Genomic DNA, 12,906 nt, shown 5'->3' with positions numbered 1-12,906 from the left:
CCGCATCGACTCAGAGCGGCGGCGGCGCCCCGTCCAGCACCGCGTCGATGGCCCCTTCCAGCATCTGCCCGGTGACCGGCTTGCGCACGAACCCGGCGAATCCGGCGGCGCGTGCGGCGGCCTCGGCCTCGCCGTCGGAGCGCGCGGTCACCGCCAGCAGCGGGAAGCCATGCCCCAGCGCACGCAACTGCCGCGCCAGCGCCAGGCCGTCGAGCGCCGGCAGGTCCAGGTCGAGCAGGCCGATGTCGAAGCTGCCCTGGCTGGCTTCGGTCAGCGCCTCCAGACCGTGCGCGGCCCAAGTTACCTGATGGCCGCGGCCGCGCAGCAGTTCGACCATCACCTGGGCCACGGTCGGTTCGTCCTCGACCAGCAGGATGCGCAGCGCGGTGCGCGCCCGCGGTGCCGGCGCCGGGACCGCCGCCGGTTCCTGCGCCGGACGCCAGCGCAGCGGCAGGCCCACGCGGAAACGCGCGCCATGCCCCAGCCGGCTCTCGACCTGGATGCGCCCGCCCATCGCCATCGCCAGTTCCTGGCTGATCGCCAGGCCCAGGCCGCTGCCGCCCTGGCGCACCGCGGTGCGCGGGCCGTCGCCCTGTTCGAAGCGCTGGAACAGCCGCGCCTGCTGCTCGCTGCCGATGCCCGGGCCAGTATCGGCCACCTCGATGCACAACCCCTGGCCGTCCTGCCCCGGCGCCACCTTCAGCGCCACCGAGCCGCTGCTGGTGAACTTGATCGCGTTGCCGAGCAGGTTCAGCAGGATCTGCCGCACCCGCAGCGCATCGCCTTCCACCGTGGTCGCGCCGGGCATGCCGTCGTGCAGATCGAAGCGCAGCCCGCGCGCCTGCGCCAGCGGCGCCATCAGGTTGACCACTTCGGCGATCAGCGCCTGCAGCGCGAACGGCTGCGACTCCAGGCGCAGGCGCCCGGCCTCGATCCGCGCCAGGTCCAGCGCATCGTTGACCAGGTGCAGCAGGTGGGTGCCGGCGCGGCGGATCGACTCGGTATACCCGCGCTGCTTCGGATCCAGCGGCGTGGCCAGCAGCAGTTCGCTCATGCCCAGCACCCCGGTCAGCGGCGTGCGCACCTCGTGGCCGAGCGTGGCCAGGAAGCGGGTCTTGGCCAAGGAAGCCTGCTCGGCCAGTTCCTGCTTGTGCAGGGCCAGTTCCCAGGCGTGCTGGCGGCCCAGGCGGCGCCGGTAGGCGCGCAGCGACATCAGCAGCAGCAGGCCGGCCGCGGCGAGCAACCCGACGATGCCCCAGACGCTGCGCCACCACGGCGGCTGCACCCGGAACGGCAGGCGCAGCGTCGGCGACCAGGCGCCGTTGCGGGTGCGCGCCTGGATCTCCAGCACCTGTGCGCCATCGGGCAGCTGCGGCAGGGTGCGTTCGCCGCTGGCGCCGGTGCTGACCCAGTCGCGGTCGTAACCCGGCAGGCGGAACCGGTAGACGATGTGTTCCGGATCGATGTAGGACAGCAGTCGCACCGCCACGCGCAGGTCGCGGTCGTCCGAGCGCAGGGTGAAGTCGCCGCGCGTCGGCAGCGTCAGCAGCTGCGGGCCGCGCCGCACCTGCACGCTCTCCATACTCAGCGCCAGCGGCACCGGCACCGGATCCGGCTGCTGCGTGTCCAGCAGCGCCACGCTGCCGTCCGCGGCGGCCGCCACCAGCACGCCGTCGGCGGTCATCAGCAGGCCGCGCCGCACCAGTTCCTGACTGCCGAGCCCGTCGCGGGTGCCGAACGCGCGCACCGCCGGCGTGCGCCGCGGATCGACCCGGAACAGGCCACGGCGCATGCCCAGCCAGGCGCGTCCCTGCGAATCGGCGACCAGCGCGCTGGACTCGGTGGCCGGCAGCCCGTCGGCCACCGCATAGCGCTGGCTGCGTTGCCAATGCGCGCCGGTGCGCCGCCACAGTTCCAGCCCGGACAGCCGGTGCACCCACAGCGTGCGCGCGTCGGCGAAGGCGAACGACTGCACCTTCTCGCCGGCCAGTTCCGGCGGCGTGCGGAACTGCCCGGCCGCGCCGTCCCAGTGCTGGAACTGTTCGGCGGCCACCCACGGCGTGCCGTCCGGCGCCATCGCGAACGCCGCGATGTCGGTGCCGGCCAGGCCGTGCTGGCCGCCGGGAAGGTTCTGCAGCACGTGGCCGTCGCCATCGCGCACCTGCACGCCGTAGCCCGGCGCGGCGATCCACAGCCGCTGGCGTGCGTCCAGTTGCAGCCAGGCGAGCGTGCCGTCCGGGATCGGATCGGCCTCGCCGGCGGCGCGGGTCCAGCGCTGCAGGCGGCCCCCGTCCAGCGGGCCGCGCAGCAGCGTGCTGCTGCCCCCCATCCACAACGCCCCGCGCGGGTCGTCCAGCACCGACAGCAAGCGCCCGCTCGGCGCACCGTTGGCCCAATGCGGCGCGCTCAGCGCACCGCTGGTGGTGTCGAGACGAAACACGCTGGCGCCGGAGCCGAGCAGCCACACGCCGCCGGCGCGCGCCGGCGCCAGGCCGACATACTGGTCGGCGGGCAGGCCCTGCGCGGTGCCCAGCACCGCCAGGCGGCGCCAGTCCGGACGCAGGTAGCCCAGGCCGCGCGTCGGCAGCGGCACCCACAGGCCGCCCTCGCGGTCGCGCAGCACGGTCTCCACCACGCTGGCGCCGGACACCGCCGCGCCGCCGGTGTCCACCCGCCGCGCCGGCCCGTCGGCCGGCTTGTGCCACAGGCCTTCGCCGTTGCCGAGCCAGTAGCCGCCGGCCCCGTCCTCGGCGATCGCGTTGGCCGCGCGATGCAGCGCGCCGATCCAGTCCGCACGCAACCAGCGCCCGGCGCGGTCGCGGCGGAACAGGCCGGTGTTGCCGCTGAACCACAGGCCATCGCTGAGCCGGGTGATCGACATGATCACCTGCTCCTGCTGCGGCATGCCGTCGTCGATGCGGTAGGCGCTGGCGTGGCGGCCGTCGTAGCGCACCAGGCCCTTGAAGGTCCCCACCCACAGCACCCCGGCATCGTCGAAGGCCAGGGTCAGCACGGCGCTGTCGAGCAGCGCGTCCACCGCCGGATCGCCGGCGCGGATGCGCTGCACGCGGCCGTCGCCGCCCAGCCGGTACAGGCCGCCGCGGTAGGTGCCGAAGTACACCGCGTCGCCGCGGCTGGCGATGGCGAACACGTCGTCGCTGCGCATCGCCGGCTGCGTGGCCATGTTGAAGTGGCGGAAGCCGCGCCGTTCCGCGCCGAGCATGCTCAGGCCGCCGCCCTCGCAGGCCACCCAGATGCGGTCGCGCGCATCGATGTGCAGGTCCTGCACGTAGTTGCAGCGCAACGAGGCGGGATCGGCCGGATCGTGGCGCCAGACCCGGAACTCGCGCCCGTCGTAGCGGGCCAGGCCGTCGCCGCTGGCGATCCACAGATAGCCGTCGCGGTCCAACTGCAACCCGGAGATATCGCTGGACGGCAGCCCCTGCTCGCCGGAGAACACCCGGAAGCGCGGCAGTTCCGGCACCGCGGCGCTGGCATCGGCGCACACGGCGGCCAGCGCCAACAGGCAGGCCAGCCCCCAGCAGCGCCACCGGCGTGGGGGATGCGGGATGGGCATGGACATCGGCTCCGGCAAAGGACGTCGGCGGATGAACACCGGCGCACTGCCGGGGCCGGACGCGCGGCGCGCCCGCTCCGTGTGCCGCTCGCCGCGGCAGCGTTCTTATACCCCGCGGCCGCGGAAAAATCACACCTGCCACCGCGCGCAACGAACCGTTACGCGCCGCAGGTACGCAGCCGGCCCGGACTGTGACTAGAATCCGGCGACCTCCCAGCGCGGCCCCGCTCCATGTTCAGACCCTCTCTCGTGGCCCTCCTGCTGGCCTTGCCGGGCGCCGCCCTGGCCGCGCCGGCGCAGTACGCGCTGGACCCGGTGCACACACGGGTGCTGTTCGCGATCGAGCACGCCGGCTTCTCCAAGGCGCTGGGCACCGTGTCCGGCAGTACCGGCACCCTGGTGTTCGACCCGGACGACTGGCGCAGCGCACGGTTGCAGGCGCGGGTGCCGTTGCAGCGGCTGGACCTGGGCGATGAGAAGTGGAACCGCGCCGCGCTGGCGCACAACCTGCTCGACGGCGAGCACTACCCGGAAGCGCAGTTCGTCTCCACCCGCGTCGAGCCGATCGACGCGCAGCACGCCAAGGTGATCGGGCAGCTGACGCTGCACGGCGTCACCCGCGAGGTGACCCTGGACGTGACCCTGAACGCAGTGAAGCGTCATCCGCTGCCGCCGTTCCGTCGCACCGCCGGCTTCTCCGCCACCACCACGCTGCAGCGCGCCGACTTCGGCATCAGTTCCTGGCCGTCGGTGATCGGCGGCAAGGTGGAGCTGCGCATCGAGGCCGAGGCCACCCGCGAGGGCGGCGCCAAGGCCGAACCGGATCCGGCGCCGGGCACTCCGCCTGCCGCTCCCACCGACACCCCCACCGCGCCGGCGGCGCAGGACGGCACGCCATGAGCGCCCGCAACACGCCCGACCGCTGGGGCAGCGTCAGCCAGACCCTGCACTGGCTGATCGCCGCCCTGATCCTGTTGCTCGGCGTGGTCGGCCTGACCATGGGCGAACTGCCGAAGACGCCCAAGTATTTCTGGGTCTACACCGCGCACAAGTCGCTGGGCCTGACCGTGCTGGCGCTGGTGATCGTGCGGCTGGGCTGGCGCCTGTACGCCGGCGCGCCCAAGCCGGTGCCCGGCACCCCCGGCTGGCAGGAACGCATCGCCGACGCCACCCACGCACTGCTGTACGTGATGATCTTCGCCATCCCGCTGTCCGGCTGGCTGTACGACTCCGCCAGCGGCCTGCGCCCGTTCCGCTGGTTCGGCCTGGTCGCGGTGCCCAAGCTCAGCGCCCCGAACGAGCACCTGCGCGATCTGTCGCACACCGTGCACGAATGGGGCTTCTGGCTGCTGATCGCGGTGGTCCTGGCGCATGCCGGCGCGGCCTTCTACCACCACCTGTTCCAACGCGATGCCACCCTGGCGCGGATGTTGCCGCGCGGCTGGCTCACCCCCAAGTCCTGAGGAGCTGTTTCGATGTCGACCCGTTTCGCATCCCCCGCCGCCGTCGCCGCCAGCCTGGTGGCCCTGCTCGCCGCTGCCCCCGCAGTACAGGCCGCCGACTATGTGCAGGCCCCCGGTTCCACCCTGGTGTTCGCCAGCAAGTACGACGGCGAAGTGTTCACCGGCCAGTTCCCCGGCTTCGACACCAAGCTCAGCTTCGACCCGGCCAACCTGGCCGGCGCCAAGCTCGACGTGACCATCCCGCTGGCCGGCGCCAAGAGCGGCAACAACGACCGCGACTCCACCCTGCAGGGCGCGGACTTCTTCGACGTCGCCAAGTTCGCCACCGCGCACTACCGCGCCGACAAGTTCCGCGCGCTGGGCAACAACCAGTTCGCCGCCGACGGCACCCTAGAGCTGCGCGGCGTGTCCAAGCCGGTGACCCTGACCTTCACCTGGACCCCGGGCGCGCAGCCGGTGCTGGCCGGCAAGGCCACCGTGAAGCGCCTGGACTTCGGCGTGGGCGGCGGCGACTGGGCCGATACCAAGACCATTCCCAACGAAACCGCGATCAGCACCAAGGTGGTGTTCAAGGCGAAGTGATTCGCCACAGGCCGCGGCGCGCGGCCGCTGAGCGGCGGATTTCCTCGTCGGGTCCGCCGCTTTTTTTATGCGCGACTCAGCGGCGTTCGACCGACGCGGCCAGCCAGGCACGCACGCCGGCGACATCGAACGGCCAGTCCAGCTCGCGCCCGTCGGCGCTGCGCAGCACCGGCACCCGCACCCCGTAGCGCGCCTCCAGCGTCGCGTCGTCGTCGATGAACACGCTGTCCGGCTCGGCCACGCGCGCCTGCGCCAGCACCTGCAGGGCCTGGTCGCACAGATGGCAGTCGTCGCGCTGGTACAGGGTCAGGGACATGCTCGCGTCCAATGCTGCGCTGCGGACCTGAGCCGCGCGCCGGAAGCATAGAATAGACGGTCTTTCGCCCACCCCTTCGGCACGCGCATGGCTGTCAGCACCTTCGACCTGTTCAAGATCGGCATCGGGCCGAGTTCCTCGCATACCGTGGGGCCGATGCGCGCCGCCGAGCGCTTCGTGCACCGCTGGCTGTTCGACCAGGGCCGCCTGCAGGACGTGGTGCGCCTGCGCGCCGAAGTGTTCGGCTCGCTGGCCCTGACCGGGCGCGGCCACGGCACCGACAAGGCGGTGCTGCTGGGCCTGGAAGGCCAGCGCCCGAACCTGATCGATCCGGACATCATCCCCGGTGCGCTGGAGCGCATCCGCGGCAGCAAGCGCATCAACCTGCTCGGCCAGCACGAGATCGCCTTCGACGAGAAGCGCGACCTGGCGATGAACAAGCGGCAGAAGCTGCCGTACCACACCAACGGCATGCGCTTCACCGCCTACGCCGCCAACGACGAAGTCATCGCCACGCGCGACTACTACTCGGTCGGCGGCGGGTTCGTGGTCAACCAGGACGACGCCGCCGACGACCGCATCGTCGCCGACGAGACGCCGCTGCCCTACCCGTTCAAGAGCGGCGACGAACTGCTGGCGCAGGCCGCGCGCAGCGGCCTGAGCATCGCCGCGCTGATGTTCGAGAACGAGAAGTGCTGGCGCAGTGAGGACGAGATCCGCGCCGGCCTGCGCGAGATCTGGGGCGCGATGCAGGCCTGCGTGACCCGCGGCATCCGCGAGGAAGGCACCCTGCCCGGCGGCCTGCACGTGTCGCGGCGCGCGCCGGCGCTGTACCGCGAGCTGTCGTCCAAGCCGGAAGCGGCGATGCGCGATCCGCTGACCACGCTGGACTGGGTCAACCTGTACGCGCTGGCGGTCAACGAAGAGAACGCCGCCGGCGGTCGCGTGGTCACCGCGCCCACCAACGGCGCGGCCGGGATCATCCCGGCGGTGCTGCACTACTTCGACCGGTTCTGCCCCGGCGCCGACGAACAGCGCGTGTTCGACTTCCTGCTCACCGCCGCGGCGATCGGCATCCTGTACAAGGAAAACGCCTCCATCTCCGGCGCCGAGGTCGGCTGCCAGGGCGAGGTCGGCGTGGCCTGCTCGATGGCCGCCGGCGGCCTGGTCGCCGCGCTCGGCGGCAAGCCGGGGCAGATCGAGAACGCCGCCGAGATCGGCATGGAGCACAACCTCGGCCTGACCTGCGACCCGATCGGCGGCCTGGTGCAGATCCCGTGCATCGAGCGCAACGCGATGGGCGCGGTCAAGGCGATCAACGCCAGCCGCATGGCCATGCGCGGCGACGGCAAGCACAAGGTGTCGCTGGACAAGGTGATCCGCACCATGCGCGACACCGGCCGCGACATGCAGGACAAGTACAAGGAAACCAGCCGCGGCGGGCTGGCGGTGAACGTCATCGAGTGCTGAGCCAGCCCGATGGACGCTGGCCCAGGTGATCACCAGCGTCCTCGCTGCCGCGCGCATCAAGATCCGCGCGGCGATGCCGCTAACGACAGAGACGTCGGCCGATCCGGCATGGGCATGCGCTTGCGGTTTCCACACGCCTTCTGGCGCCTGCTGGCGCTACAGCTGGCCATGCTCTCGACAGCGTGGAGCGCATGCGTGCCGCAGGCACGGGCACTGCAGCCGGACAAGCAGTTCAATCACTACGAGCGCGAAGGCTGGGGGCTGGACCAGGGCCTGCCGCAGCTGAGCGTGCAGGCGTTCGCACAGGACCATCAGGGCTATCTGTGGATCGGCACGATGGGCGGGCTGACCCGCTTCGACGGCGTGCGCATGACCTCGTTCAACGAGGGCGCGCCGGCGCACCTGCCCGGCAACCTGATCAAGGCGCTGCACGTGGATGCCGCCGGCACGCTGTGGATCGGCACCTACCGCGGCCTGTCGCGCTACCGCGACGGACGCTTCACCACGCTGCTGCCGCAGGACCCGCAGGCGCCGTTGCTCAACATCGAGGCGATCGCGACCGACGCGCACGGCAGCGTGCTGGTCGCGGCGCAGGATGGCGTCTACGCGGTGCAGGGCGATCGCCTGCACCTGCGCCACCGCATCGCCGGCGGCGCCTACGCGCTTTTGCCGCGCGCCGACGCGCTGTGGGTGGGCACGCGCGGCGCGGTGCTGCGCTTCGTCGCCGGCCAGGCCGCGCCGGTGTCGCTGGCACTGCCGCAGGAGGCCGGCGCGACGCCGGTGCAGCACCTGCTGGAGGCGCAAGGCACGCTCTGGGCCGGCACCCGCGACGGCCTGCTGTTGCGCCGCGACGGGCGCTGGCAATGGCTGCCCGATACCACCGGGACGAGCCGGCGCGCGGTGCAGGCCCTGTTCGAGGACAGCGACCGCAATCTGTGGGTGGGACAGCCCGGTGCGCTGCTGCGCGTGCGCGATGGCGCCATCGTCGAACGCAACCCGGAAAACAAGCCGAACGTCGGCGTCAACGCCATCTTCGAGGACCGCGAGCGCAACCTGTGGCTGGGCAGCAGCTGGAACGGCGCCACCCGGCTGTGGAACGGCTGGACCCGGCGCTACAGCACGCACGAAGGGCTGGACGACGCGCTGGTGTGGACCCTGGCGCGCGATCCGGATGGATCGCTGTGGGTCGGCACCGACAGCGGCCTGTCGCAACTGCGCGATGGCCGCTACCAGCCGCGCCTGAGCCTGGCGCAGTTGCACAACGAGGCGCCCTATACCTTGCTGGCCGAACCCGGTCAGCTGTGGATCGGCACCCGCCATGGCGCCGCGCTGTACCGCGACGGCCGGCTCAGCCAGCCAGCCTGGCTGGCGCCGCTGCGCGACCTGCAGATCAGCGGCATCGCCCGCGACCGCGCGCAGCGACTGTGGTTCGCCAGCGACGACGGCCTGTTCCGCGCCGACGGCACGCGGCTGCGCCGCTACGGCACGGCCGAGGGCCTGCGCGATCCGCGCATCCGCCTGCTCCACGAGACCCGCGACAGGCGCCTGCTGGTCGGCGCGCAGTCGGGCCTGTACGAATTGCGCGGCGAGCGTCTGGTCGCGCTGGCGCCACCGGGCTCGGCGCTGGCCAGCGCCGACGTCACCGCGATCCACGAGCTGCCCGGCGGGCAATGGCTGGTCGGCACGCTCAACGAGCAGTTGTGGCTGTTCGACGGCACGCACTGGTATGCGTTCGGGGAACAGGACGGGCTGCCGGTGAACGCCGCGTTCTTCATCGCCGACGACGGCCGCGGCGCGATCTGGGTGGCCGGCCTGCGCGGGGTCTACCGCGTGCGCCTGGCCGACCTGCTGCGCCATGCGGCGTCGCCGCAGGCGCCGCTGAACGCCGAACTGATGCTCACCGAGCGCGCGCAGCGCCATGGCGGCGTGCAGGGCATGTGCTGCAACGGCGCCGGCAACGGCAAGGGCTTCATCGAGCACGGCGCGCTGTGGCTGCCCAGCCGCGACGGCGTGGTCGCGCTGGACACCGCCGGCATCGTCAAGAATCCGGTGGCGCCGCAGCCGGTGGTGGAGCGGGTGCGTGCGCTGGGCCAGTGGCTGACGCCGCAGGCGCTGCCCGCACCGCTGCCGGAAGCCGCGCGCGACCTCGACTTCGAGTTCACCGCCGCCTCGTTCCAGGCGCCGCAGAACGTCGAGCTGCGCTACCGCCTGCTCGGCTACGACCGCGGCTGGCGCACCCTCGACGACATCCGCCAGCGCGCGGTCAGCTACACCAACCTGCCCGGCGGCGACTACGTCTTCGAAGTCACCGGCAGCAACAACGCCGGCGTGTGGGCGGCCGCGCCGGCGCGGCTGCCGCTGCGGATCGCGCTGCGCTTCCAGGAAACGCCGTTCTACAGGCTGCTGCTGACGCTGGGCGCGTTCGCCCTGCTGCTGTGCGCCGTGGCCCTGGCGCGGCTGCACAACCGACGCCAGCGCGACATCCTCGAACGCCAGGTGCGCGAGCGCACCCAGGCGCTGCAGGCGGCCAACCAGCGCCTGCAGGAGGCCAGCTTCACCGACGAGCTGACCCAGTTGCGCAACCGCCGCTACCTGTCGCTGCACATCCCCAGCGACATCGCGCTGTACCGGCGCATGGCCGCCAACGACGAGGACATGCTGTCCTCGGGCATGCTGTTCGCGCTGATCGACATCGACCACTTCAAGTCGATCAACGACAGCGGCGGCCACCACACCGGCGACGCGGTGCTGCAGCAGATGGCGCAGTTGCTGGTGCGGCTGACCCGCGAAAGCGACTACGTGGTGCGCTGGGGTGGCGAGGAATTTCTGCTGGTGCTGCGTTCGGCGCCGCGCGAGAACCTCACCATGGCCGCCGAACGGCTGTGCCGTTCGGTCGCCGCGCACCCCTTCGTGCTCGACCACGGCCGCCAGGGCCGGGTCACCTGCTCGATCGGGCTGGCCGAGTTCCCGTTCGTGCACGACCCGGACAACCTGCTCGGCTGGGAACAGCTGCTGGTACTGGCCGACCGTGCGCTGTACCAGGCCAAGGCCAAGGGCCGCAACGGCTGGGCGGCGTACCGGCCGGTACTCGGTGCGCAGGCCGAACAGGTGCTGGCCGCGCTGCAGGAACCGCTCGCGCGGATGCAGCACCACGCCTGCCTGACCCTGGTGCACAACGGCGGCAGCCTGCCGCCCGTGTAACGCGTTGACGCCTGGCAAGCGCAGGCCGGGCTAAGGTCGTGGTCCATCACGCCTGTCGCCCTGCTCCCATGCGCCACTGCCTGCTGCTCGCCGCCCTCGCCCTGTCGCCGCTCGCCTCCGCCACCGATGCGCCGCCACGCTACGGCGCGCAACTGGAAGGCTTCGCCTATCCCTATCCGGTGCACTGGTACCGCTTCGAGTCGCAGCGCCAGCCGCTGCAGATGGCGTACATGGACGTGGCCCCGACCGGCACGCCGAACGGCCGTACCGTGGTGCTGCTGCACGGCAAGAACTTCTGCGCGGCGACCTGGGAATCGACCATCGCCGCGCTGGTGGCACAGGGGTATCGGGTGCTGGCGCCGGACCAGATCGGCTTCTGCAAGTCGAGCAAGCCGCAGGCCTACCAGTTCAGCTTCGCGCAACTGGCGGCCAATACCCATGCGTTGCTGCAGCAGGCCGGCGTGACCCGCGCCGCGATCGTCGGCCATTCGATGGGCGGCATGCTCGCCGCGCACTACGCACTGCAGTACCCGCAGGACGTGAGCCAGTTGCTGTTGGTCAACCCGATCGGGCTGGAGGACTGGAAGGCCGCCGGCGTGCCGTGGCGCAGCGTCGACGCCTGGTACGCCAAGGAGCGCAAGACCGACGCGGCTTCGATCAAGCAGTACCAGCAGACCGTCTACTACGGCGGACAGTGGAAGCCCGAGTACGACCGCTGGGTGAGCATGCAGGCCGGCCTGTACGCCGGCCCCGGTGGCGACCGCGTGGCCTGGAACCAGGCGCTGACCTCGGACATGGTGTTCAACCAGCCGGTGGTGCAGCGCTTCCCGCAACTGCGCGTGCCGACCACCCTGTTCATCGGCCAGCGCGACCGTACCGCGATCGGCAAGGACCTGGCGCCACCGGCGCTGGCGGCGACCCTGGGCGACTACCCGGCGCTGGGCAAGCGCGCGGCCGCGGCGATTCCGGGCGCGCGCCTGGTCGCCTTCGACGACCTCGGCCATTCGCCGCAGGTGGAAGCGCCGCAACGATTCAATGCGGCCTTGCTCAAGGCGCTGGACACGGCGCCCTGAGCGCACGCACCCGCGACAGGTCCGGTCACGGATCCTGCACGGCGGCGCGAACGCGTCTTGCCGCGGAATCTCTCGAATCGTCGCAACACCAAGGCGGCAGCACCAACGAGCAACGCGCGCTGCACGCCCCCGCTCGGCAGCGCGCCTCACGCCCTGCACCACTTGCGCTTCGTCGCCCTCGACACACACACCCGCACTGCACCGCAGCATCGGACGACCATGAAAACGTTGTCATCGCAGTAATCCTGGATATGTCTCGCATTCGCCGGATTTGTCGGTTGACAACGTTGTCTTCTCATTCGAACCCTGCGCGTGCCCGGTCCGCGTGCGAGTCAAACGACGTCGGCGCCACGCGTCTCCAAGCCCCGGGTGATCGGACTCAAGGAACCAGATAGCGGCTCACCACCGCTCCTCAGTCGCGCTACCTACCGCATCGGAGGCGTCACCATGAACACGAAATCCGCTGGATCGTGGTTGTTGTTCTGTTGTCTTGCCCTGGCCGGCCTCGCGCCCGGCCAGGCCTGGGCCGCCGCGTGCACCGGCGTCGCCGCCTGGAACCCGGCCACCATCTACGCCGCCGGCGACACCCTGACCTACGCCGGCCACCTGTACCGCGCCAATGGGCCGATCTGGAACACCGCGCCGACCTACTGCACCAGTTGCGGCTGGTACCAGGACCTGGGCACCTGCGATGGCAGTTCGAGCAACCAACCACCGAGCGTGGCGCTGACCGCGCCCACGACCGGCACCCGCTTCGTGGTCGGCAACACCATCACGTTGCAGGCGTCGGCCAGCGATCCGGACGGCAGCGTCGCGCGGGTCGAATTCTTTCGTGGCAGCACCTCGCTGGGCAGCGTGAGCGGCGCGCCGTACACGCTGGCCTGGAGCGGCGCGGCGGCCGGCGACTACAGCCTGACCGCGGTGGCCACCGACAACGCCGGCGCCCGCACCACCTCGGCTGCGGTCACGATCAGTATCGCGGCGCCGTCGACCGACACGACCGCCCCGAGCGTGCCGACCGGTCTGGCCGCCGCCACGCGCGCCAGCAATGCCATCACACTCACGTGGAATGCCGCCTCCGACAACGCCGGCGGCAGCGGCCTGGCCGGCTACGACATCCTCCGCGACGGCAATCGCGTGGGCACGTCCAGCACCACCGGTTACACCGACTCGGCGCTGACCGCCGACACCGCGTACACCTACGCGGTCCGTGCCCGCGACAAC

8 protein-coding genes and 1 pseudogene are annotated in these 12,906 nt (G+C 71.6%); 7 read left to right on the top strand and 2 right to left on the bottom strand.

The genetic code is table 11. The features are described 5' to 3' along the window. Positions 1 to 10: 10 nt before the first annotated feature. Positions 11 to 3,577: a hybrid sensor histidine kinase/response regulator gene (locus AC1PMG_RS06635; protein WP_481111065.1), complete on the bottom strand. Its 3,567-nt coding sequence runs from the start codon at positions 3,575 to 3,577 to the stop codon at positions 11 to 13. Between the two features lie 231 nt (positions 3,578 to 3,808). On the opposite strand from AC1PMG_RS06635, the gene AC1PMG_RS06630 reads away from it, so the two are divergent. From AC1PMG_RS06630 to AC1PMG_RS06620, 3 genes are read left to right on the top strand one after another with little or no spacing between them, the layout of a single operon-like run. Beyond that, positions 3,809 to 4,477 carry a YceI family protein gene (locus tag AC1PMG_RS06630; RefSeq protein ID WP_481111064.1) on the top strand — a complete coding sequence of 223 codons (669 nt, stop codon included), beginning with the start codon at positions 3,809 to 3,811 and terminating at the stop codon, positions 4,475 to 4,477. Then, a complete protein-coding gene (locus AC1PMG_RS06625) occupies positions 4,474 to 5,040 on the top strand; it encodes a cytochrome b (RefSeq protein ID WP_017907780.1) in 567 nt (188 codons plus the stop codon). Before AC1PMG_RS06630 ends, AC1PMG_RS06625 begins: the two co-directional genes overlap by 4 nt. Positions 5,041 to 5,052: 12 nt before the next feature. Continuing rightward, positions 5,053 to 5,622, top strand: a complete 570-nt coding sequence (locus AC1PMG_RS06620) for a YceI family protein (RefSeq protein ID WP_152181815.1) — start codon at positions 5,053 to 5,055, stop codon at positions 5,620 to 5,622. Between the two features lie 76 nt (positions 5,623 to 5,698). Here the strand turns inward: AC1PMG_RS06620 and AC1PMG_RS06615 are convergent, their stop codons facing one another. Further along, on the bottom strand, positions 5,699 to 5,938 hold the full coding sequence (locus AC1PMG_RS06615) for a glutaredoxin family protein (protein WP_481111063.1): 240 nt from the start codon (positions 5,936 to 5,938) through the stop codon (positions 5,699 to 5,701). Between the two features lie 87 nt (positions 5,939 to 6,025). Here AC1PMG_RS06615 and AC1PMG_RS06610 point away from each other — a divergent pair, with 87 nt between their 5' ends. The 4 genes and pseudogenes from AC1PMG_RS06610 to AC1PMG_RS06595 all read left to right on the top strand — a co-directional run. Next, positions 6,026 to 7,408, top strand: a complete 1,383-nt coding sequence (locus AC1PMG_RS06610) for an L-serine ammonia-lyase (RefSeq protein ID WP_043091874.1) — start codon at positions 6,026 to 6,028, stop codon at positions 7,406 to 7,408. Positions 7,409 to 7,516: 108 nt separating this feature from the next. Next, positions 7,517 to 10,609 carry a diguanylate cyclase gene (locus AC1PMG_RS06605; protein ID WP_481111062.1) on the top strand — a complete coding sequence of 1,031 codons (3,093 nt, stop codon included), beginning with the start codon at positions 7,517 to 7,519 and terminating at the stop codon, positions 10,607 to 10,609. Between the two features lie 68 nt (positions 10,610 to 10,677). Next, positions 10,678 to 11,682: an alpha/beta fold hydrolase gene (locus AC1PMG_RS06600; protein WP_481111061.1), complete on the top strand. Its 1,005-nt coding sequence runs from the start codon at positions 10,678 to 10,680 to the stop codon at positions 11,680 to 11,682. Positions 11,683 to 12,129: 447 nt separating this feature from the next. Next, positions 12,130 to 12,876 (top strand): annotated as a pseudogene (locus AC1PMG_RS06595) (Ig-like domain-containing protein); the annotation flags it as partial. Positions 12,877 to 12,906 lie beyond the last annotated feature (30 nt).

It is taken from the genome of Xanthomonas sp. NCPPB 2250 (assembly GCF_056725265.1).
Note: the sequence above shows the minus strand (reverse complement) of the source record. Positions and strands in the feature narration are given on the sequence as shown.